The 21,170-nt window shown below is 74.5% G+C and carries 22 protein-coding genes; 11 read left to right on the forward strand and 11 right to left on the reverse strand.

The window, feature by feature from the left end:
• The first annotated feature begins 7 nt into the window (after positions 1-7).
• Both HCC30_RS09125 and HCC30_RS09130 read left to right on the forward strand, forming a co-directional pair.
• Positions 8-838, forward strand: coding sequence for an SURF1 family protein (locus tag HCC30_RS09125; RefSeq protein WP_169441909.1), 831 nt, complete (start codon positions 8-10; stop codon positions 836-838).
• A 46-nt stretch (positions 839-884) separates the two neighbouring features.
• Entirely contained in the window at positions 885-1,646 is a 762-nt protein-coding gene (locus HCC30_RS09130; RefSeq protein ID WP_169441910.1) for an SDR family oxidoreductase, read from the forward strand.
• A gap of 40 nt (positions 1,647-1,686) precedes the next feature.
• Here the strand turns inward: HCC30_RS09130 and amaP are convergent, their stop codons facing one another.
• From amaP to HCC30_RS09155, 5 genes are read right to left on the reverse strand one after another with little or no spacing between them, the layout of a single operon-like run.
• The gene (amaP, locus tag HCC30_RS09135; RefSeq protein WP_169441911.1) at positions 1,687-2,283 is read right to left on the reverse strand and encodes an alkaline shock response membrane anchor protein AmaP; all 597 of its coding nucleotides are present in this window, start codon (positions 2,281-2,283) and stop codon (positions 1,687-1,689) included.
• A 25-nt stretch (positions 2,284-2,308) separates the two neighbouring features.
• Positions 2,309-2,950: a DUF6286 domain-containing protein gene (locus HCC30_RS09140; protein WP_240979465.1), complete on the reverse strand. Its 642-nt coding sequence runs from the start codon at positions 2,948-2,950 to the stop codon at positions 2,309-2,311.
• A 26-nt stretch (positions 2,951-2,976) separates the two neighbouring features.
• Positions 2,977-3,351 carry an Asp23/Gls24 family envelope stress response protein gene (locus tag HCC30_RS09145; RefSeq protein WP_169441912.1) on the reverse strand — a complete coding sequence of 125 codons (375 nt, stop codon included), beginning with the start codon at positions 3,349-3,351 and terminating at the stop codon, positions 2,977-2,979.
• A 4-nt stretch (positions 3,352-3,355) separates the two neighbouring features.
• Positions 3,356-3,541: a hypothetical protein gene (locus HCC30_RS09150; RefSeq protein ID WP_169441913.1), complete on the reverse strand. Its 186-nt coding sequence runs from the start codon at positions 3,539-3,541 to the stop codon at positions 3,356-3,358.
• Positions 3,542-3,577: 36 nt separating this feature from the next.
• Positions 3,578-4,045, reverse strand: coding sequence for an Asp23/Gls24 family envelope stress response protein (locus tag HCC30_RS09155; protein WP_169441914.1), 468 nt, complete (start codon positions 4,043-4,045; stop codon positions 3,578-3,580).
• Between the two features lie 196 nt (positions 4,046-4,241).
• On the opposite strand from HCC30_RS09155, the gene HCC30_RS09160 reads away from it, so the two are divergent.
• Positions 4,242-4,973, forward strand: coding sequence for a hypothetical protein (locus HCC30_RS09160; protein ID WP_169441915.1), 732 nt, complete (start codon positions 4,242-4,244; stop codon positions 4,971-4,973).
• Between the two features lie 42 nt (positions 4,974-5,015).
• Here HCC30_RS09160 and HCC30_RS09165 read toward each other — a convergent pair whose 3' ends face one another.
• The 3 genes from HCC30_RS09165 to abc-f all read right to left on the reverse strand — a co-directional run bounded on the left by HCC30_RS09165 (position 5,016) and on the right by abc-f (position 8,120).
• A complete protein-coding gene (locus HCC30_RS09165) occupies positions 5,016-5,795 on the reverse strand; it encodes an enoyl-CoA hydratase/isomerase family protein (protein ID WP_169441916.1) in 780 nt (259 codons plus the stop codon).
• A gap of 79 nt (positions 5,796-5,874) precedes the next feature.
• Entirely contained in the window at positions 5,875-6,096 is a 222-nt protein-coding gene (locus HCC30_RS09170) for a helix-turn-helix domain-containing protein (protein ID WP_346776559.1), read from the reverse strand.
• Positions 6,097-6,521: 425 nt separating this feature from the next.
• Positions 6,522-8,120 carry a ribosomal protection-like ABC-F family protein gene (gene abc-f, locus HCC30_RS09175; RefSeq protein WP_169441918.1) on the reverse strand — a complete coding sequence of 533 codons (1,599 nt, stop codon included), beginning with the start codon at positions 8,118-8,120 and terminating at the stop codon, positions 6,522-6,524.
• Positions 8,121-8,381: 261 nt separating this feature from the next.
• Here abc-f and HCC30_RS09180 point away from each other — a divergent pair, with 261 nt between their 5' ends.
• A complete protein-coding gene (locus HCC30_RS09180; RefSeq protein WP_169441919.1) occupies positions 8,382-8,804 on the forward strand; it encodes a VOC family protein in 423 nt (140 codons plus the stop codon).
• Positions 8,805-8,860: 56 nt separating this feature from the next.
• Here the strand turns inward: HCC30_RS09180 and HCC30_RS09185 are convergent, their stop codons facing one another.
• The 3 genes from HCC30_RS09185 to HCC30_RS09195 all read right to left on the reverse strand — a co-directional run bounded on the left by HCC30_RS09185 (position 8,861) and on the right by HCC30_RS09195 (position 12,370).
• Positions 8,861-10,315, reverse strand: a complete 1,455-nt coding sequence (locus HCC30_RS09185) for a hypothetical protein (RefSeq protein WP_169441920.1) — start codon at positions 10,313-10,315, stop codon at positions 8,861-8,863.
• Between the two features lie 126 nt (positions 10,316-10,441).
• The gene (locus tag HCC30_RS09190; protein WP_169441921.1) at positions 10,442-11,599 is read right to left on the reverse strand and encodes an alpha/beta fold hydrolase; all 1,158 of its coding nucleotides are present in this window, start codon (positions 11,597-11,599) and stop codon (positions 10,442-10,444) included.
• 78 nt (positions 11,600-11,677) lie between these two features.
• Positions 11,678-12,370, reverse strand: coding sequence for a class II aldolase/adducin family protein (locus HCC30_RS09195; RefSeq protein ID WP_169441922.1), 693 nt, complete (start codon positions 12,368-12,370; stop codon positions 11,678-11,680).
• Between the two features lie 179 nt (positions 12,371-12,549).
• On the opposite strand from HCC30_RS09195, the gene HCC30_RS09200 reads away from it, so the two are divergent.
• From HCC30_RS09200 to cobO, 7 genes are all read left to right on the forward strand, one after another.
• Positions 12,550-13,311 carry a lysozyme gene (locus HCC30_RS09200; RefSeq protein WP_169441923.1) on the forward strand — a complete coding sequence of 254 codons (762 nt, stop codon included), beginning with the start codon at positions 12,550-12,552 and terminating at the stop codon, positions 13,309-13,311.
• A gap of 180 nt (positions 13,312-13,491) precedes the next feature.
• Entirely contained in the window at positions 13,492-14,817 is a 1,326-nt protein-coding gene (locus tag HCC30_RS09205; protein ID WP_169441924.1) for an inorganic phosphate transporter, read from the forward strand.
• Between the two features lie 60 nt (positions 14,818-14,877).
• Positions 14,878-15,090 (forward strand): hypothetical protein, encoded by a 213-nt coding sequence (locus tag HCC30_RS09210; protein ID WP_169441925.1) that lies wholly within the window; start codon positions 14,878-14,880, stop codon positions 15,088-15,090.
• Between the two features lie 573 nt (positions 15,091-15,663).
• Positions 15,664-16,722, forward strand: coding sequence for a cobalamin biosynthesis protein (locus tag HCC30_RS09215; RefSeq protein ID WP_169441926.1), 1,059 nt, complete (start codon positions 15,664-15,666; stop codon positions 16,720-16,722).
• A complete protein-coding gene (locus HCC30_RS09220; protein ID WP_169441927.1) occupies positions 16,719-18,338 on the forward strand; it encodes a cobyric acid synthase in 1,620 nt (539 codons plus the stop codon). Before HCC30_RS09215 ends, HCC30_RS09220 begins: the two co-directional genes overlap by 4 nt.
• Before the next feature lie 67 nt (positions 18,339-18,405).
• Entirely contained in the window at positions 18,406-20,553 is a 2,148-nt protein-coding gene (locus tag HCC30_RS09225) for a putative cobaltochelatase (RefSeq protein ID WP_169441928.1), read from the forward strand.
• Positions 20,553-21,149, forward strand: coding sequence for a cob(I)yrinic acid a,c-diamide adenosyltransferase (gene cobO, locus HCC30_RS09230; protein ID WP_169441929.1), 597 nt, complete (start codon positions 20,553-20,555; stop codon positions 21,147-21,149). The genes HCC30_RS09225 and cobO overlap by 1 nt, the downstream gene beginning before the upstream one ends.
• Positions 21,150-21,170: the final 21 nt, after the last annotated feature.

The raw sequence follows: 21,170 nt of genomic DNA on the forward strand, positions 1-21,170 counted from the left end.
ATGAAGCGTGTACCGCTTCCTGTTGACCCGGCAGTGGGTGTGCCTCACCCTGCTCGGCCTCGTGCTCATTCCGGTGATGATCAAGCTGGGCTTCTGGCAGCTTCACCGGCACGAGGCCCGGGTCGCGCACAACGAGCTGATCTCCTCCAGCCTCGCCGCCGATCCCGTCCCGTTCGCCTCGCTCTCCGGCGTCGGCCGTGAGCCGCGGGAGGACGACCAGTTCCGCACGGTGACGGCGACGGGCACGTACGACACGGAGCACGAGGTCGTCGTGCGCCAGCGGACGGCCGCCGACGAGCAGTCCATCGGCTACTTCGTGCTCACCCCGCTCGTCCAGTCCGACGGCAAGGCGGTGCTCGTCAACCGCGGCTGGATCGAGGCGGACGGCGACCTCACCAAGTTCCCCGAGGTGCCCGCGCCGCCGAAGGGCGAGGTCACGGTCACCGGCCGGATGATGGCCGACGAGACCAGCGAGGCCAGCGGCATCAAGGACAAGCAGGGCCTGCCTCCGCGCCAGGTCATGCTGATCAACAGCAAGCAGCAGGCGAAGCAGCTGGACCGGCCCGTCATCGGCGGCTACCTCCAGCTGACCGCCACCTCGCCGAAGCCCGGCGGCACCCAGCCCGCGATGATCCCCGAGCCCGACCACGACAGCATCGGCCCGCACATGGCGTACGCGGTGCAGTGGTGGCTGTTCGCCGCCGCCGTCCCGGTCGGCTGGGTCTTCCTGGTACGCCGCGAGCGCAAGGAGCGCCAGGAGGCCGCGGCCGCCGGGACGGACGAGTCCGCCGAGGCGGCCGAGGACAGCCGCACGGGCGAGATGGCCGGGTCCGGCTGAGCGACCCCCCGTGCCGTGCGAGCGTGCGGTGGCGCAGACTGAGGCCATGGATCTTGGGCTGAAAGACCGTGTCTATGTCATCACCGGCGCCACCCGCGGGCTCGGCTTCGCCGTCGCCCAGCAGCTCGTCGCCGAGGGCGCCCGGGTGGTCGTCTCCGGACGCACCGACGAGGGCGCGCTGGGGGCCGCCGAGCGGCTCGGCGCGGAGTCGGCCGTCGGCGTCGCCGCCGACAACTCCGACCCGGACGCCGCCACCCGCCTCATCGAGACGGCCCGTTCGCGCTTCGGACGCTTCGACGGCGTGCTGATCAGCGTCGGCGGTCCGCCCGCCGGGGTGCCCGCCGAGCAGATCACCGACGAGCAGTGGCAGTCCTCGTTCAACACCGTCTTCCTCGGCGCGGTGCGGCTCGCGCGGGCCGCCGCCGGTGAGCTGGAGGCGGGCGGCGTGATCGGGATGATCCTCTCCAGCTCCGTGTACGAGCCGCTGCCCGGCCTCACCATCTCCAACGGGCTCCGCCCCGGCCTCGCGGGCTTCGCCAAGACCCTCGCGGACGAGGTGGGCCCGCGCGGCATCCGCGTCCTCGGCCTGCTGCCGGGACGCATCGGCACCGAGCGCCTCCAGTACCTCGACTCGCTCTCCGGCGACGGGGACGCGACGCGCTCGCACAACGAGACGACGATCCCGCTGCGCCGCTACGGCACCCCGGAGGAGTTCGGCAGGACGGCCGCCTTCGTGCTCTCCCCCGCCGCCTCGTACCTCACGGGCGTGATGCTCCCGGTCGACGGCGGCGCCCGCCACGGCTTCTGACGGCACACCCGCGGCGGGGAGGCTCCCGGCCTCCCCGCCGCTAGCTCACGCGTTCCGCGCGGTGCCGGACGCCGCGCATCCTGACCTCGGCGGGGAACCGTTCGAGACCGGCCGAGGTACGCGCGTGCTCCAGCGTCTCGGTGCGCAACCGCCGTACGGCGGGCCCGGGTTCGGCCTGCGGCGCGAGCGCCAGCCGGATCCGCGCACCGGGCCGGGTACGCCGGCCGACGAGCCGCACCCGGGCCGTGTCCACTCCGGGCAGGGCCTCGGCCTCGGCGGCGAGGGCCTCCTCCAGGGCCCGGCCGCGCAGCACGGCGCCCTCGCCGTCGCCGCTGTCGACCAGCACCTCGTTCAGCCTCCGCCGCCGCAGCTGCGCGAACAGCCACCACAGCGCGAGCAGGACCAGCACGGCGAGCGCGGCGATGACGACGGGCCACCACCAGCCCTCGTCCCGCCACCGCGTGCGGTCCGCGTCGGAGAGCACCACGTCGCCGGGCTCGGACCAGTACCAGCCCGTCATCCAGCTCAGGTTCCAGCGCGCGGGCAGGTCGAATCCGCCCGCGAGCAGCAGGAGTCCCGCCGCGACCAGCACGGCGCCGGTCAGTCCCAGCAGCACCCGGTTCACCGTCCGCCGCATCACGCCCGCCTCCTCTCGTCCCGCGTCACCGTTTCTTCGGCCGCCGCACGTGCACGGACAGGCCCAGCCGCCGGGCCAGCCCGAGCGAGCGGATGCCGTTCTGGAGCGCGGCGTCCAGGTCGGCGCGTACCGCGTCCAGGTCGCGGAAGTGCGCCTGCGCGCGCGCCCGTACCTTGCGCCGTCCGACGTCGACGCGGACCGACTGCACGCCGGACACCTCCTGGGCCCGGTCCCGCAGGATGAGCGCGGCGGCGTCCCGGTCCAGCCCCGCGCGGACCACTCCCCCGCTGTCGCCGCGCAGCGGCAGCAGGCGGCGGGTGCCGGGGGTGAGCGCCAGGACCAGCAGCCAGAGCCCGAGGACGACGGCCACCGCGCCGGCCGCCAGCACCCACGCGCTGTCCAGCGAGGTCGCGGCCAGCTTGTCGGCGATGGCCTTGCGCCAGGCCATCGCCTGCCGTCCGGCGCGGACGGACGCGACGTCGTACAGCAGCAGCCCGGAGGCGCCGAGCAGGACGAGGGCCAGGATCGCGGCGGGCACCCGGCGGGCGGACCAGAAGCGTCCGGCGCCGCGGCCCCCGCCGTGGTCGTCCGCCTCGAACGCGCCGGCCGAGCGGGTCTGTTCGAACCCGCCGTCGTCTTCGCCGCCCGCGCCCGGACCCTTCTCCAGCGTGGGCGGGCTGGTGTGCTCCTCGCTCAACGGACCCTCCCCGAGCTGCCGTTGAGGTGTCCGGTGTGCAGGCGTTCCACGTCCACGCCGACGTCCGGCACCTCCATGCCGACCAGTTCCCTGACCCGCGCGGCGACGTGGCGCCGCACCGCGCCGCACTGCGCGCCGATGTCCGAGGGGTAGCCGAGCTCCACCGACACCCGTACCCGCGCGGTCAGTTCACGGACCGCGACGGTGGCGCCGGGCGCCGAACGGGCCGAGCGGCCGCCGGGCGGGAGCGTGTGCGCCTCGGGGCCCGCGCGCAGCGCCTCGCGCGCGGCCTCCGCCGCGACCTTGGCCACCACCCGGTCCGCGATGCGCGTGGCACCGCGTTCGGCGGCGGGCACCTCCGCTTCCGTCACCCGGTCACCTGCGCCGGCTGTCACGGCCCCGGAGGAAGTCCCCCGGCTCCAGGTCGCCGTCGAGGAAGCGGCCCGCCACGAAGCCGACGGCTCCCAGCGCGGCCACCAGCAGGAAGGCGCCGAAGCCGCCGAAGTATCCGGCGAAGCCCAGCGCCATTCCGGCAATCATGCCGATCACGGCCATGCTCATCGTGCGCTCCTTCGCTCCACGTCCCCCTGCCGCCCGCTACCGCAGGCGGGGCCGGTCCCCCTCGTCCTCCTCGTCCTCCTCATCGGGCAGCTTGACGTCGCTGACCGCGATGTTGACCTCGACGACCTCAAGTCCCGTCATCCGCTCCACGGCGGAGACGACGTTCTCCCGCACCGCGCGCGCCACCTTGTCGATAGCGACCCCGTACTCGACGACGATCTCCAGGTCGAGCGCGGTCTGCACCTCCCCCACCTCGGCCTTGACGCCGCGGGAGACGGACCTGCTGCCGCCGGGCACCCGGTCCCGTACGGCGCCGAGGGTGCGGGCCATCCCGCTGCCCATCGCGTGCACGCCGGAGACCTCACGGGCCGCGATGCCCGCGATCTTCTCGACCACCCCGTCGGCGATGGTGGTGCGGCCGCGGCTCCCGGGTGCGCCCTCGGGCGCGGCCCTTCCGCCGGGCGGGACGGACGGGGGTGTGCTGCCGGCCGTGGTCTCGGACATCGCCTGAACCCCTTTCACGGGACACACCGGTGTGTCGCACCGGCCCGCTGTCCACACTAAGCGTGCCGCCGTGGACGCGCTGCGCACATGGGCATCCGAGCGAGTGCCTCCCCGCCCCGGCGCGCCCGATGCGCGAAGCTGCCTGCACGTGCGCACCGGCACGACCCGCTGGACGACCGGACGAGGAGGCAGTCCCATGACGGCCGAGGCACTGGCACGAACGGTCCGCCGCCAACTGCGCCTGGGGCGGCTGCTGCCGCTGGGCGAGGCCCGCGACGGGGCCTGGATCACCGAATACGCCGCCGTCGCCGTCCTCCGCGCGGCGCTCGCCCCCGCCGCCTCCGGCGCGGCCCGCCTGGACGGCCTCCGCGTCCTCCCCGAGAACGACGACGTACCGGACGCGGTGGTGCCGGGGCCTCCGTCGGCGCTGCCGCACGGCCCGCTGCGGATCGAGGCCGGGTTCGCGGCGCTCGCGGGCCGGCCGCTGCCGGCGCTCGCCGAACAGCTACGCGCCGCCCTGCTGGCGGCCGCCGACACCCGCCTCGGCCTGCCCGTCCGCACGGCCGACCTGCACGTCACCGCCCTCCTCGACACCCCGCCCGGGCCCGCTTCCCCCGAGGCCCCGGACTCCCCCGAGGAGGACGCCCCCGAGGACGCGGCGGGCCCGCTGCTCCGTGCCGTACGGGCCGTGCCCGGGGTGACGCGGGTGGCACCGGTGCTGGGCGGGCCCCTCTCCGGCGACGGCGTGCACGTCCGGGAGGGCGGCGAGGGCGTCCTGGTGCAGTGCGCGGTGTCCGCCTCGCGGCGCGCCCTGGACGTCGCCCGCGCGGTGCGCGAAGCGGCCGGGGCGGCGCACCCCGGAGGCGGCCCCGTCGCCGTGCTGGTCACCGCCTGCGACGACGAAGGCGCCCGGCCCGCGGGGAGCTGAACTCCCGCGCGCGCCGGGCGCCTTGCGTCCCGTGGACGGCCGTCAGTCGCCGAGGCCCGCGAGGTCGCGGAGGCGCCTGCCCTGGGCCGCGCGCTCGGCCGCGCGCTGCTCCTCGTAGGTGCGCGCCGTCGCGTCACGCAGCAGGGCCTTGGTCTCGACGACGGCGTCCCGCGGCGGCGCGAGCAGGGCCGCGGTCAAGTCCGCGACGGCGCCGTCGAGTTCGGCACCGGGGACCACGATGTTGGCGAGCCCGGAGCGTTCGGCCTCCTCGGCGCGGACGAACCGGCCGGTGGCGCAGATCTCCAGGGCGCGCGCGTAGCCGACCAGGCCGACCAGCGGATGGGTGCCGGTGAGGTCGGGCACCAGCCCGAGGCTCGTCTCCCGCATGGCGAACTGGACGTCGTCGGCGCAGACCCGCAGATCGCAGGCGAGCGCGAGCTGGAAGCCGGCGCCGATGGCGTGACCCTGCACCGCGGCGATGCTGATCAGGTCGTTCCGCCGCCACCAGGTGAACGCCTCCTGGTACTCGGCGATGACGGTGTCCAGGGTGTCCGCCGGGCCGCGGCCCAGCTCCAGGAACGAGGTCTCGCCCTCGAAGCCCTCGGGGGTGAACGCCTGCCGGTCCAGCCCGGCGGAGAAGGACTTGCCCTCGCCGCGCAGCACCACGACCCGCACGTCACCGGGGAGCGCGCGTCCCGCCTCGGCGAGGGTCCGCCACATGGCGGGCGTCTGGGCGTTCCGCTTCTCCGGTACGGAGAGGGTCACCGTGGCCACCGCGCCGTCCGTGGTGAGCCGTACGCCGTCCTGGTCGAGCAGGGTCATCGAACATCCTCCGGTGGTCACTCCGCATATAAGTTAACTGCAGAGTAACCACCGTGGAGGATGCCCGGAAGTCCGGTCGTCAGCCGGACGCGGTCTTCTTTCCCCGGGTCGCTCCTCCGCGGCCGCGGAGGACCACGCCGGATTCGCTGAGCATCCGGTGGACGAATCCGTAGGAACGGCCCGTCTCTTCGGCCAGCGCCCGGATGCTCGCACCGGAGTCGTACTTCTTCTTGAGGTCTGCCGCGAGCTTCTCGCGCGCGGCGCCGGTCACCCGGCTGCCCTTCTTCAGAGTCTCGGCCACCCGTGCCTCCTCATGGGAAGTGCGCTCTGTGACTCTCATGATCACCCCTCCTCCCGGTTCTGGCCACCCATTCGGCAAGGTCCGTCACTCAGCCGTCGGCGGCGGTCCACGGGCGCGCCCCGGCGGAAGGAATCATTCCGGGAGGCGCGCGGCGGGGCCGTCGCCGGGGCGCCGGGAGAAGAAGCAGGTCAGCCGCGCGTCCGTCGGCTTGGGTGCGGGAGGCGTGGACCACGGGGCGCGGTGTCCCGCGGCTGCCGTGCGGGCGCGCCGGTGTACCAGCCGTCCTCACTCAGATGAAGGATCAACGGTCGGCCGAATGATCCAGAAGCGCGTGATCGGCTCCGCGCCGCACCGCCCCGCACGCACTCCGGGCCCGTACGCGCGGCGGCGTACGGGCCCGGTGCGGAAGCTCGGCGGCGCGCCGCTCAGGCGAGGGCGACCAGGTCCGCGTAGTCGTCGCCCCACAGGTCCTCGACGCCGTCCGGGAGCAGGATGATCCGCTCCGGGGAGAGCGCCTCGACGGCGCCCTCGTCGTGCGTGACGAGGACGACGGCGCCGGTGAAGGTGTGCAGCGCGCCGAGGATCTCCTCGCGGCTGGCCGGGTCGAGGTTGTTCGTCGGCTCGTCGAGGAGCAGCACGTTCGCGGACGAGACGACGAGCGTGGCCAGGGCCAGCCGGGTCTTCTCGCCGCCGGAGAGGACACCGGCGGGCTTGTCCACGTCGTCGCCCGAGAAGAGGAACGAGCCGAGGGTCTTGCGGATCTCGACCAGGTCCATGTCGGGCGCGGACGAGCGCATGTTCTCCAGGACCGTGCGGTCCGGGTCGAGGGTCTCGTGCTCCTGCGCGTAGTAGCCGAGCTTGAGGCCGTGGCCCTGGATGACCTTGCCGGTGTCCGGCTCCTCGACGCCGCCGAGCAGCCGCAGCAGCGTCGTCTTGCCCGCGCCGTTCAGGCCCAGGATGACCACGCGGGAGCCCTTGTCGATGGCGAGGTCGACACCGGTGAAGATCTCCAGCGAGCCGTAGGTCTTCGACAGGTCCTCGGCCATCAGCGGGGTCTTGCCGCAGGGCGCGGGCTCGGGGAAGCGGAGCTTGGCGACCTTGTCCGACTGGCGCTCGGCCTCCAGCCCCGACATCAGCTTCTCCGCGCGGCGGGCCATGTTCTTCGCCGCGACGGCCTTGGTCGCCTTGGCGCCCATCTTCGCGGCCTGCGCGGACAGCGCCGTCGCCTTCTTCTCGGCGTTGGCACGCTCGCGCCTGCGCCGCTTCTCGTCGTCCGCGCGCTGGGTCTGGTACTGCTTCCAGCCCATGTTGTAGACGTCGATCACCGAGCGGTTGGCGTCCAGGTAGAAGACCTTGTTGACGACCGTCTCGACCAGGTCGTTGTCGTGGGAGATCACGATCAGGCCGCCGCGGTAGGTGCGCAGGAAGTCGCGCAGCCAGACGATCGAGTCGGCGTCCAGGTGGTTCGTCGGCTCGTCGAGGAGCAGGGTGTCGGCATCGGAGAAGAGGATGCGGGCCAGCTCGACGCGGCGGCGCTGGCCGCCGGAGAGGGTGTGCAGCGGCTGGCCGAGGACGCGCTCGGGGAGCTTCAGGCTGGCCGCGATGGTGGCCGCCTCGGCCTCCGCCGCGTAACCGCCCTTGGTGAGGAACTCCGTCTCCAGGCGCTCGTACTTCTTCAGGGCCTTCTCGCGGGTGGCGCCCTGGCCGTTCGCGATGCGGTCCTCGTTCTCCCGCATCCTGCGGATCACGCTGTCGAGCCCGCGGGCCGAGAGGATGCGGTCGCGGGCGAGGACGTCGAGGTCGCCGGTGCGCGGGTCCTGGGGGAGATAGCCGACCTCACCGCTGCGGGTGATGGTGCCGCCGGTCGGAATGCCTTCTCCGGCAAGGCACTTGGTGAGGGTGGTCTTGCCCGCTCCGTTGCGGCCGATGAGGCCGACGCGGTCGCCCTGGGCGACGCGGAACGTGGCGGATTCGATCAGGGTGCGGGCGCCGACGCGCAGCTCAAGGCCGGTGGCGGTGATCACGGACTGACTCCAGGCAGGGGTGAGGACGGACGTACGGGGTGCGATGCGTCGGGTGTGCGGCCGTACGCCGCCTAATGAATGAGTGGAGCAGCCATGACGCCAGTCTAACGGCGGAGCGCAAGTCGTTATTCCGGTGCCGTCCGGGCCGCCGGACCCTCCCGGACGCCCGCTCCGGGAGGGCATTGTCAGTGGCCGGTGCCACACTGCGAAGGAACCTCGGGGACGGCCGCGACGGCGGCCGCCGGCACCGAAAACGGAGAGGTGAGCGGGATGGCAGACGGACCGACGGTGTTTCCGACGCTGCAGTACCGGGACGCGCGGGCCGCGATCGCCCAGCTGCGGGAAGCCTTCGGCTTCACCGAGGAGGCGGTCCACGAGGGAGCGGACGGCAGCGTCGCGCACGCCGAACTCTCCCACGGCAACGGCCTGGTGATGCTGGGTACGGCGGATCCCCGGGGCACGTTCGGCTCCGCCATGGCGGGCGCCGGGCCGACGTGCGTCTACGTCGCGGTGACGTCGGGCGCCTCCGGCATCGACGCGCACTGCGAGCGGGCCCGCGCGGCGGGCGTGGAGATCCTCATGGAACCGACGGACCAGGACTACGGATCCCGCGAGTACCTGGCCCGTGACCTGGAGGGCAACGTCTGGGCCTTCGGCACCTACCGGCCCACCCCGGGCGGCTGACGCACGGGGGACGGACGTACGCGGGCGGGCGGCCCCGGGGCCGCCCGCCCGCCGGGTCAGACGCCGCCGGTGTGGACCTGGAAGGCGGCGCGGCGTACGGCCTTGGCGAGGGCCGGGTCCGGGTGCGCGGCGGCGAGGGCGACGAGCACCTGGACGGTGCGCGGGTGGCCGGTGGCGCGTACCTCGCGCAGCAGGCTGGGCACCGAGCCCTGCACCGCGGTCTCCAAGTGGTCGACGAGCAGCCGCTGTTCGCCGTGGTCGGTGACGGCGGCCGCGGTGTCGACCCAGAGCCAGGTGGCCTCCTCGCGGGTGAGGACGCCGGGGGCGCCGCCCGCGAGGTCCTCCGGGTCCGCGCCCTCCAGCTCGGCGAGCCAGAGCAGCGCGTAGGGCCGCAGCACGGCCTGCTCGGCGGCCGCGCGGACGGCCTCCTCGGCCGGGGCCCCGACCACCCGGAGCGCCTCGAAGGCGAGGCCCCGGATCAGGGCGTCCTCGCCGCGCGCGGCCTCGACGAGCTCGGAGATGGCCAGTCCGGTGGAGCGGGCCGCGAGCCAGGCGCGGTACTCGTCGCGGGCGGGGCCCGGGGTAAGGCGGGCGCAGCCGCGGAGCATGTCCTCGGCCGACTGCTCGATGTTCCCCGCGGGGCTCTGGGCCGCGACGCAGATCTGCTCCAGCTTGATCCACACCGCCCAGTTGCCGAGCGGGGTGAGCACGGCCGAGCCCTGTTTGACGCCGGTCTCCTCGTCGGGGCAGCGGGTCAGGGCGCCGACGGCGGCGAAGCCGTCCAGCGCCCAGTCGAGCAGCCCGGAGAGCGCGACGCCGGGGCTGACCGGGTGCGGGGCCGCGGCCGGGGCCGCGTCCTCGACGGCGGGGGTGCCGTCGGCGGGTGTCTCGGGTTCGGCGCGCTCGGTGCTCTCGCGTTCGGAGCGTTCGGCGCGCAGTTCGGTGATGCGCTGCGCGAGCAGGTCGTCGAGCAGCGCGAAGGTGACGGGGCCGGCCGAGAGGTGCATCACGGACAGCAACTGCGGTGCGGCCTCGATGACTTCGGCCACCAGCGCCGGGTCGGCCGGGGTGGGCGCGGGGAAGGCCAGCGACCAGGCGTCGAACAGGCCGACCCAGCCGCGCAGTACGGCGCTGTCGTCCTTGTCCCAGGCGCGCAGCCGCCAGCCGGGGCGGGCGGTGGTGTCGTGCAGCTCGATGAGCCCGGCGAGCCGTGCCCGGTCCCAGTGCAGCCGGACCTGGGGCACCGTCATCCGCAGCGCGGCCGCGCACTCCTCGGCCTCGCGGGCGGTCTCGGGCGGCGTACCGCCCTGTTCGATCCAGCGGGCGAGGGCGACGGTGTCGGCGAGTGCCGCCCGCGCGTGCCGCGCGAGCTGGTCCCTGGCGGGCACGCCGTCGGGCGGCGGCGGCGCGGGATCGGCGCGCCGGGACCGCACGGTGCGGCGGGCCGCCGCGACGGGCCGTCGGGGCACGAGCTGGAGCCGGGTGTCGCGTGGAGTACGGGACGACGTCACAGGGAGCAGTCTTCATGCTGTGAGCCCGAAATCCCAAACGGGGTCCAGGATTCCGGTTACCGCCGTCCGAACCGCCCCGGTTCACGGTGCCGCGGTCCGGGGACGGACCGGGGCAGAAGGGCGGAGTCAGACGAGTGGGGTGAGGAAGCGGCGGAGGGCTTCCTCGTACTTCTCCGGGTCCGCGTTCCACATCGCGGCGTGCGGGGCGCCGTTGACGGTGTGCAGGGTGACGAGGTCCTCGCGGGCCGCGGCGAAGTCGCGGGACGCCTGCCAGGGCGCGACGGAGTCGGCGGGGCCGTGGAAGAGCAGGGTGGGCACCGCCAGCCGCCGGGGCTCGGCGGCGGTGGCGAGCCGCTCGGTGCCGAGCCCGGCCCGGCCCTGCGCGGCGCGGAGGACGAGCGGCAGCAGCGGCTTGGGGACGTGCCGGGCCGAGGCCAGCGCGCGGACGGTGGCCCGCCAGTCGAGGACCGGGGAGTCGAGGACGAGCCCGGCGACGCGGTCGCGGAGCGCGGAGTTGGCGGCGGCCTGGAGCGCCATGGAAGCGCCGGTGGACCAGCCGTGCAGGACGACACGTTCGGCGCCGTACCGCATCGCGTAGCGGATCGCGGCGTCCAGGTCGCGCCACTCGGTGTTGCCCAGGTGCCCGACGCCGTCGGCCGGGCGGGGTGCTCCGGCGTCCCCCCGGTAGCCCAGGACGAGGACGGGGACGCGCCGTTCGGCGAGGAACGGCAGGACGCACAGGGCCTGTTCGCGAGTGGCACCGAGTCCGTGCACGGCGATCACCCAGGTGCGGCGGCCGCCGGGCACGAACCAGGCGGGCAGCGTGCCGAGTTCACCCGGGACGTCGGCCTCGGCACTGGCGAGCCCGAGCGCGCCGACAGGGTCGCCGGAGTACACCTGCGGGGTGAGCCGCACCCGGTCCCCCGGGCCGAGCTCGCCGGGCCCGGTGCGCAGCAGGGCGCGGACGACGGTGTCGGCGGCGGCCCCCTGCCCGTCCGGGCCCTCGACGACGGGGCCGACGACGGCGTGCCCGTGCCGTCCGGCCAGCCCGTAGGTGCCGGGGAGCAGCGAGGTGAGGGAGCGGGTGAGCGTGATGTGGCCTGGGTCCGTGGCGTGCACGGTGAGGGCGGGGCCCTCGAATCCGGCCGGGACGTGGGAGCGGCCGCGGTGGTGCCGGGAGGGGCGCAGCGCGGTGCCCGCCGCGTACCGTCCGGCGGCGACGGCGGCACCGGCACCGAGTACGGAGGTCGCGGCGACGGCCGCCGCTGTGTGCAGACGCTTCATCCCGCCAAGTGTCGGCCCGGGGGCGGTGCCCGGCCAGCGGAGCGGGAGCGGGCGGGTGAGCGGGCCGGGCCCCCGGCGTCAGTCCTGCGGACCGGGCTGGCCGTAGCGGCTCAGTTTGTCGGCGACGCGGTCGAGTTCGTCCGGCGGGATCAGGCTGGGGGTGCGTCCGGGCACGCCGGAGGCGGTGAGCCAGACCCGGCACATCCACTCCAGCTGGGCCGTCCGGTCGTACGCCTGGTCCAGGTCGGCGCCGTGCACGACGGTGCCGTGGTTCTGGAGCAGGCAGCCGCTGCGGCCCTCCAGCGCGGTGAGCATGTGCGCGGCCAGTTCGTCGCTGCCGTAGGTCGCGTAGGGGGCGACGCGGACGGGGCCGCCGAGCGCCGCCGTCATGTAGTGCACGGCGGGCAGTTCGGTGACGAGGGTGGAGACGGCGGTCGCGTGCACGGCGTGCGTGTGGACGACGGCGCGCGCCCCGGTGTTCCGGTAGACGGCGAGGTGCATGGGGAGTTCGCTGGTCGGCACGGTGTGCCCGGCGACGCGCCTGCCGTCCAGGTCGACGGCGCACAGCTCGCCGGGGCCGAGCCGGTCGTACGGGATGCCGCTCGGGGTGACGAGGACGGTGTCGCCGACGCGTACCGAGACGTTTCCCGAGGTGCCGACGACGAGGCCGTCGGTCACCGTCCTGCGTGCCACCTCCACGAGCCGCCGCCATGCGTCCCGGGTTTCCTCCTGGGACGCGAGTGACGATTCCGCATGGTTTTCCTGCTGCATGGGCGCTCCCTCCGGAACGGAACTCTACCGGTGAGCTGAACCCTGTGTAACGCGTTTCCGTCCCCAATTCCCCGCGGCACTGCCCGAATTGAGGAGTTTACGGCCGGAAATCCCTCCTCGCGGGCGCGGGAGGCTAATCTCGGAGGGATTTGCCGTGTGCGCACATCATGAGGGGAAACATGACTCGTGATCGACGTTCTCCGCATCCCCGAATCCGCTCACTGACCCTGGCCGTCGCGGCTCTCGCGCTCGGAAGCACGGCCCTCTCCGAAGCCGCGGCACCCGCCGCCGCGGCGGACCCCGGCGCCACCGGAATATCCGGCACACGGGGTCACGACGTCTCCTCGCACCAGGGCGACGTCAACTGGCGGAAAGCGAAGGCGAACGGTGCGAAGTTCGTCTACGTGAAGGCGACCGAAGGCACCAGCTACCGCAATCCGCATTTCGCCCAGCAGTTCAACGGATCACGCCGGGCCGGAATCCTGCACGGCGCGTACCACTTCGCACATCCCGCCTCCTCCTCGGGGAAGGCGCAGGCCCGCTATTTCGTCCGCAACGGCGGGCAGTGGCAGCGCGACGGCTGGACGCTGCCGCCGGCGCTGGACCTGGAGGCCGGCACCAACGGCTTCTGCCACGGACTCGGCGACACCAGGATGCGCGCCTGGATCGAGTCCTTCAGCTTGGAGGTGCGCCGGCTGACCGGCCGCAACCCGGTCATCTACACCTCGACCCGCTGGTGGCGCAGGTGCGCGGGCAACAGCCCCAACTTCGCCGCCAACCACCCGCTGTGGCTTGCCGATTGGGGCCGCAAGCGGGGGCCGCTGCCGAACGGCTGGTCCTACCGGTCGATCTGGCAGCACTCCACCTCCGGGGCGCTCCCCGGTGACCAGAATCTCTTCAACGGCTCGATGGACCAGCTGCGGCGCTTCGCGAGGGGGTGAACAGGGGCGGCGGGGGCGCACCACAGGGGTTCCAGGCACCCCGTGGTGCGGTCCGTGATCGGATGCTCACGTAAGGCGTCGGGGGGTGACACTCCGGCGCCTGCCGCAGTTCACCTTCCGTTCACCCACCCTTCCTACGTTCAACGAGTCATCGACAACCGACTGATTGTGCCTGGGTGAATGGAACACATCACGCTTCTCATCGGGATCGTGATCGTCACGGCCTTGGTGTTCGACTTTACGAACGGCTTCCACGACACGGCCAACGCCATGGCCACCACCATCTCCACCGGGGCACTCAAGCCCAAGACAGCGGTGGCGATGTCGGCGGTCCTCAACCTCGTCGGAGCTTTCCTCTCCGTCGAGGTCGCCAGAACCATCTCCTCCGGGATCATCGACGAGGGCGCGGGCGTCCGGCCTGAAGTGATCTTCGCCGGACTCGTCGGCGCCATCATCTGGAACCTGCTGACCTGGCTCGCAGGACTCCCCTCCAGCTCCTCGCACGCCCTCATGGGCGGCCTCATCGGTGCCACGGTCGCCTCGGTCGGCTTCGGTGCCGTCAACGGCGGCACCGTGGTGATGAAGGTCCTCATCCCCGCCATCGCGGCCCCGCTCGTCGCGGGCATCGCCTCGCTCGCCGCGACCCGGGTGACCTACCGGCTCGCCCGCAAGGCCGATTCGCAGCAGACGGCCAAGGGCTACCGCGCCGGTCAGATCACCTCCGCCGGGCTCGTCTCGCTCGCGCACGGCACCAACGACGCGCAGAAGACCATGGGTGTGATCACGCTCGCGCTGATCACCGGCGGTGTCCTCGCGCCGAACGCCGACCCGCCGGTCTGGGTCATCGCCTCCGCCGGCCTGGCCATCGCGCTCGGCACGTACCTCGGCGGCTGGCGGATCATCCGCACCATGGGCAACGGCCTCACCGACATCCAGCCCCCGCAGGGCTTCGCGGCGCAGACCAGCGCGGCGGCCACCATCCTGGCCTCCTCGCACATCGGCTTCTCCCTCTCCACCACCCACGTCTGCTCGGGTGCGGTCATGGGTTCGGGGCTGGGCCGCAAGGGCGGCGTCGTGCGCTGGAGCACGGCCGGCCGGATGTTCGTGGGCTGGGGCCTGACGCTCCCCGCGGCGGGACTCGTCGCCGCCGGTGCCGCGCTGCTGGCGCAGCAGGGCGACTGGGGCGTCACCACGGTCGCGGTCCTCGCCGTCGTCATCTGCGGTGCGATCTGGGTGGCCTCGCGCCGTGAGCCCGTCGACCACACCAACGTCAACGAGCCGCAGGCGGCCGGTGCCGAGGGTTCCGAGGCCACCGGCGGCGAGCCGGAGAGCCCCGGCGTCGTCACCACGGCCATGCAGTCCGTCGCCCCGCCGCCCACCGGCGCCGCCCAGTCCGCGGCCCCGGCCGAGGACGGCGGAGAGCCGGAAGCGGGTGTCCCGGCACAGCGCCAGGAGCCGGCGGCCGCGGTCCGCGAGCCCTCCGCCTCGGCCTCGCCCCTGTCCTGACGGCCGCACGGGCCGCGCGGACTTCCACGTACTCGACGTACTCGGAGAAGGAACACCGTTATGCACATCGACTGGGCAGCTCTCGGCCAGGTCTTCGGCGTCAGCCTCGCGGCGACGGTCGGTCTGGTGGGCGTGTTCACGCTCGGCATCCTCGGCTCCTCGGTACGGGCCGACGCCGGTGGCTCCACCGCACTGGCGCGTACCGGTGCCTACGCCTGCTACGCGGTCTGCGCGGCCGCGGTGGCGTTCGGCATCTACCTGATCACCGCCTGACGGCGACGCACCCGCCTGACGGCGACGCACCCGCCTGACCGGCGGACAGTTCACCAGGACAGCACCGTGAGGGGTGCGGGCCCGGCCCGCACCCCTCACGCGTGTGTCTACTCACACTCTCCCGCCGCAGGTCAAAGGCGAGTTGACCAGGGTTCGCCACCGTGGTGGACTGCCCGTTGCCCAAACGGCGGCAGGAGAGGAAGCCGGTGCGAGTCCGGCGCGGTCCCGCCACTGTCACCGGGGAGCGCACCCCGCACCGAGGCGCAGCACGCGACGTACGACCCGAACGGTCCGGCCCCCACGAGCGGCACGGACGGCGGCGGACAGCGCGGGGCCACAGGTGGGGAGTGCGCGGCGATCCGGGAGCCAGGAGACTCTCACCGCCGGTCACGTCGAGCCAGGGCGAGGACCCTGAGTGAGGACACCGCCATGCGTGGCACCACCGCCGCACCGCACGCCCCTGCCGTCCGCCGCGGACCCGCCGTACCCGCCGCCCCGCGCGACGAGGTGACCGGCGCCCCGGGCCCGGGTGTCCCCTCGTCCGTCCGCCGAGGCAGCGCGGCACGCTGACCGATGCGGGCCTCACACAGCTCCCCCTCTCCTTCCTCCCCCTCGTCAACTGCCGCCGCCACGGCCGCGGTCCGGGCCGCCGGTGTGCACGCGGCCGGTGCCGCGCTCGGGTTCCTGGCCGACGCGGTGCTGGGTGACCCGCGCCGCGGCCACCCCGTCGCCCTCTTCGGCCGGGCCGCCGCCGCGGCCGAGCGCCCGCTGTGGCGGGACAGCCGCGCGGCGGGTGCCGCGTACACCGCCGCGCTGGCCGGCGGCACCGTCGCCGCCGCGCATCTCGCGGCGCGGATCGCCGGGGCCACGGGTGCCCGGCCCGGATTGCCGTGCGCCGGGGTCGCGTTGGGCGCGGCCGTCACCTGGTCCGTGCTCGGCGGCAGCAGCCTGGTGCGCGAGGCGCGGCTGATCGGCGCCGCGCTGGAGGACGGCGACGTCGAGGCGGCGCGGCGGCGGCTGCCGCACCTGTGCGGGCGGGACCCGCAGGCGCTGGACGCGGACGGGATCGCCCGCGCGGTGGTCGAGTCCGTCGCGGAGAACACCTCGGACGCCGTCGTCGGCGCGCTCGTGTGGGGCGCGGTGGCGGGGGTGCCGGGGATGGCCGGGTTCCGCGCGGTGAACACGCTGGACGCGATGGTCGGTCACCGCTCCCCCAGGTACCTCAGGTTCGGCTGGGCCTCGGCCCGGCTGGACGACGTCGCGGGCCGGCCCGGCGCCCGGCTGACCGCCGTGCTGGCGACGCTCGCGGGGCCCGATCCGCGCGGGGCGCTGCGCGCCTGGCGGCGGGACGCGCACCGGCATCCGAGCCCGAACGCGGGGCCCGTGGAGTCCTCGTTCGCGGGCGCGTTGGGCGTCCGGCTGGGCGGCACGCTGTCGTACGGCGGGCGAACCGAGCACCGGCCGGTGCTGAACGGCGAGGGGCGTCGGGTCGAGGCGGCGGACGTCGAGCGGGCGGCGCGGCTGTCGCGCCGGGTCGGCGTGCTCGCGCTGGCGGTGACCACGGCCGGCCGCCTCGCGGCGAGCGCGGCGGGACGAGCAGCGGCGGCGAGCCGCGGTAAGGGGACGGTGTGACGGACGGACGGCGGGGCTCCCGCGCGGGCGACGGCCGGGGCGGCGGGCTGCTCGTCGCCGGGACGACCTCGGACGCGGGCAAGAGCGTGGTGACGGCGGGCATCTGCCGCTGGCTGGCCCGCGAGGGCGTCAAGGTGGCGCCGTTCAAGGCGCAGAACATGTCGCTGAATTCGTACGTGACCCTGGAGGGCGCGGAGATCGGGCGGGCGCAGGCCATGCAGGCGGCGGCGGCCCGTACCGAGCCCAGCGCGCTGATGAACCCGGTGCTGCTGAAGCCGGGCGGGGACCGTACGAGTCAGGTGGTGCTGCTGGGCAAGCCGGTCGGCGAGCTGAGCGCGCGCGGCTACCACGCGGACCGGCAGGCGCGGCTGGCCGAGACGGTCAACGGCTGCCTGGACGAACTGCGGCGCACCCACGACGCGGTGATCTGCGAGGGCGCGGGCAGCCCGGCCGAGATCAACCTGCGCCGCAGCGACATCGTCAACATGGGCCTGGCACGGGCGGCCCGGCTGCCGGTGGTCGTCGTCGGCGACATCGACCGCGGCGGGGTGTTCGCCTCGTTCTTCGGGACGACGGCGCTGCTCGCCGAGGAGGACCAGGAGCTGCTCGCGGGCTATCTGGTCAACAAGTTCCGCGGCGACGTCTCGCTGCTGGAACCCGGCCTGGAGATGCTGCGGCAGCTGACCGGCCGCCGGACGCTGGGCGTGCTGCCGTTCCGGCACGGCCTCGGCATCGACGAGGAGGACGGGCTGCGGGTCTCGCTGCGCGGCACCGTCCGCGAGTCGGCGACGGCGCCCGCGCACGGCACGGAGGTGCTGCGGGTCGCGGTGCTGCCCGTCCCGCTGATGTCGAACTTCACCGACGTGGACGCGCTGGCCGCCGAGCCGGGCGTCCTCGTCCGCTTCGCGGACCGGCCCGACGAACTGGCCGACGCCGACCTGGTCGTGGTCCCCGGCACCCGCGGGACCGTGCGGGCCCTGGCGTGGCTGCGCGAGCGCGGGCTCGCGGACGCGCTGCTGCGGCGCGCGGCCGAGGGCCGCCCGGTGCTCGGCATCTGCGGCGGCTACCAGCTGCTGGGCGAGCGGATCGAGGACGACGTCGAGTCCCGGGAGGGGACGGTCGACGGGCTCGGACTGCTGCCCGTGCGGGTGCGGTTCGCGCCGGAGAAGACCCTGGCCCGGCCGCACGGGCGGGCCCTCGGGGAGGACGTCGAGGGGTACGAGATCCACCACGGGGTGGCCCGGGTGCACGGCGGCGAGCCGCTGTTCCACGGCCCCGACGGCACGGAGCCGGACGGCTGCCGGGTCGGCGCGGTGTGGGGCACGCACTGGCACGGTTCGCTGGAGAGCGACGGGTTCCGCCGCGCGTTCCTGCGGCGGGTGGCCGAGGCTGCGGGCCGGACCGGCTTCGTCCCGGCCCCGGACACGAGCTTCGGCACGCTCCGCGAGGAGCAGCTCGACCTGCTGGGCGACCTGATCGCCGAACACGCCGACACGGACGCGCTGTTGCGGCTGATCGAGTCGGGCCCGCCCGCCGGTGTCCCGTTCGTCCCGCCGGGCGCGCCCGCGCCGGTCGGACTCCCGCCCGCGCGGGAAGCCGAGGGGGTGGCACCGTGAGGTACGCCCGACTCCCCCTCCCGTCACGCCAGTTCACCGCACCACCGTCCCAAGGAGGAAGCGCAGCATGAGCACCCCCTATCCGTTCACCGCGATCGTGGGGATGCGGGATCTCCAGCTGGGTCTGCTGCTCAACGCGGTGAACCCGCGGATCGGCGGCGTCCTGGTGCGCGGCGAGAAGGGCACCGCGAAGAGCACGGCCGTCCGGGCCCTCGCCGCGCTGATGCCGCCGGTCGCCGTCGTGCCCGGCTGCCGGTTCTCCTGCGCGCCCGGCGCGCCCGACCCGGCATGCCCGGACGGGCCGCACACCGACTGGGCGGAGGCCGCGGGCGGGGAAGCGGGCGAGTCGCGTCCGACGCGGATGGTCGAACTGCCCGTCGGCGCCTCGGAGGACCGGCTCGTCGGCGCGCTGGACATCGAGCGGGCGCTGTCGGAGGGCGTGAAGTCCTTCGAGCCGGGCCTGCTGGCGGCCGCGCACCGCGGTGTGCTGTACGTCGACGAGGTGAACCTGCTCCACGACCACCTCGTGGACCTGCTGCTGGACGCGGCAGCGATGGGCGCCTCGTACGTGGAGCGCGAGGGCGTGTCCGTGCGGCACGCCGCGCGGTTCCTGCTCGTCGGCACGATGAACCCCGAAGAGGGCGAGCTGCGGCCGCAGTTGCTGGACCGGTTCGGGCTGACGGTCGAGGTCGCCGCGTCCCGGGACACCGACGAGCGGGTCGAAGTGGTCCGGCGGCGGCTGGAGTTCGACGACGCGCCCGAGGAGTTCACCGCGCGCTGGCAGGAGGAGGAGCGGGAGCTGCGCGAGCGCATCGCCGCGGCCCGCGCCCTGCTGCCGCAGGTGCGGCTGGGCGACCGCGCGCTCCGGCAGATCGCCGCGACCTGCGCCGCGTTCGAGGTCGACGGGATGCGCGCGGACATCGTCATGTCCCGTACGGCGACGACGCTGGCCGCCTGGGCGGGCCGCACCGAGGTGCTCGCCGAGGACGTCCGGCAGGCCGCGCTGCTGGCGCTGCCGCACCGCCGGCGCCGCAACCCCTTCGACTCGCCCGACCTGGACGAGGACAAGCTGGACGAGACGCTGGACCAGCACAGCGGCGAGGACGACCCGGACCCGGACGACGACCCCGACGGCGGCCCGGACGGCGGCGGGGGCGCGCCCTCCGACGAGGACGGCGGGCCCCGGGGCGAGTCCCCGGACGAGGCGCCCGCGGACGACACTTCGGTCCCGGAGCAGAGCCGCACCGAGGACACGCCCGGCACCCCCGAGCCCTCGCGGGACGCCACGCAGGAGACCCCGCAGGACTCGGCGGAGGAGCCCGCCGGTGACGCGGAGCAGCAGCCCGCCGGCGGCGCCGCACGCGAGCAGGCGGCCGCCGGTGCCGGGGAGCCGTTCAAGACCCGCCGGCTGTCCGTGCCAGGGCTGGGCGAGGGCGCCTCGGGCCGCCGCTCGCGCGCCCGCACCCCGCACGGCCGCACCACCGGCGCGCGCCGCCCGCGCGGCACGCTCGGCAAGCTGCACGTGGCCGCCACGATGCAGGCCGCCGCGCCGCACCAGCACGCGCGCGGACGCCGCGGCCCCGGCCTCGTCGTCCGGCGGGACGACCTGCGCGAGTCGGTGCGCGAGGGGCGCGAGGGCAACCTCGTGCTGTTCGTCGTCGACGCCTCGGGGTCGATGGCGGCGCGGAAGCGGATGAGCGCGGTCAAGGGCGCGGTGCTGTCGCTGCTGCTGGACGCGTACCAGCGGCGCGACAAGGTCGGCATGGTGACCTTCCGCCGGACCGGCGCCGAGGTCGTGCTCCCGCCGACGTCCTCGGTCGACGCGGCGGCGGCCCGACTGGAGTCGCTGCCGACGGGCGGGCGCACCCCGCTGGCCGACGGGCTCGCGCAGGCCCGCGAGGTGCTGCGCGTCGAGCGGCTGCGCGACCCCTCGCGCCGTCCGCTGCTGGTCACCGTCACGGACGGGCGGGCCACCGGGGGCCCGGAGCCGGTCGGGCGGGCGCGGCGCGCGGCCCGGATGCTCGCGGCCGACGGCACGGCCTCGGTGGTCGTGGACTGCGAGTCCGGCCCCGTACGGCTCGGCCTGGCCGGGGAACTCGCGCGCGACCTGGGCGGGACCGCCGTCACGCTGGAAGAGCTGCGCGCCGACGCGGTGACCGACCTCGTCCGGGGCGTCACCGGAACCACCACGACTCACGCACGGAGGGCAGCCTGATGCCGAAAGGTCAGCCGAACGTCGTCCCGAACGACGGTCTCACCACCCGCCAGCGGCGGAACCGTCCCCTGGTGGCGGTGCACACCGGCACCGGCAAGGGGAAGTCGACGGCCGCCTTCGGGCTCGCGCTGCGGGCCTGGAACCAGGGCTGGCCGATCGGGGTGTTCCAGTTCGTGAAGTCGGCGAAGTGGAAGGTCGGCGAGGAGCGCGCGCTGCGGGTGCTGGGCGCCACCGGCGAGGGCGGCACCGTCACCTGGAACAAGATGGGCGAGGGCTGGTCCTGGGTGCAGCGGGACCTGGAGTCCAGCGAGGAGGCGGCCAAGGAGGGCTGGGAGCAGGTCAAGCGCGACCTGGCCGCCGAGACGTACGGGCTGTACGTGCTGGACGAGTTCAACTACCCGATGCACTGGGGCTGGATCGACCCCGCCGAGGTGGTCGAGGTGCTGCGGGACCGTCCCGGCCACCAGCACGTGGTCATCACCGGGCGGAACGCGCCGCAGGAGCTGATCGACGCGGCCGACCTGGTCACCGAGATGGGCAAGGTCAAGCACCCGATGGACGCGGGCCAGAAGGGCCAGCGGGGCATCGAATGGTGACCGCAGGCCGAGCACCGCACG

Source organism: Streptomyces sp. HNM0574 (genome assembly GCF_012726235.1).
Lineage (GTDB): Bacteria > Actinomycetota > Actinomycetes > Streptomycetales > Streptomycetaceae > Streptomyces.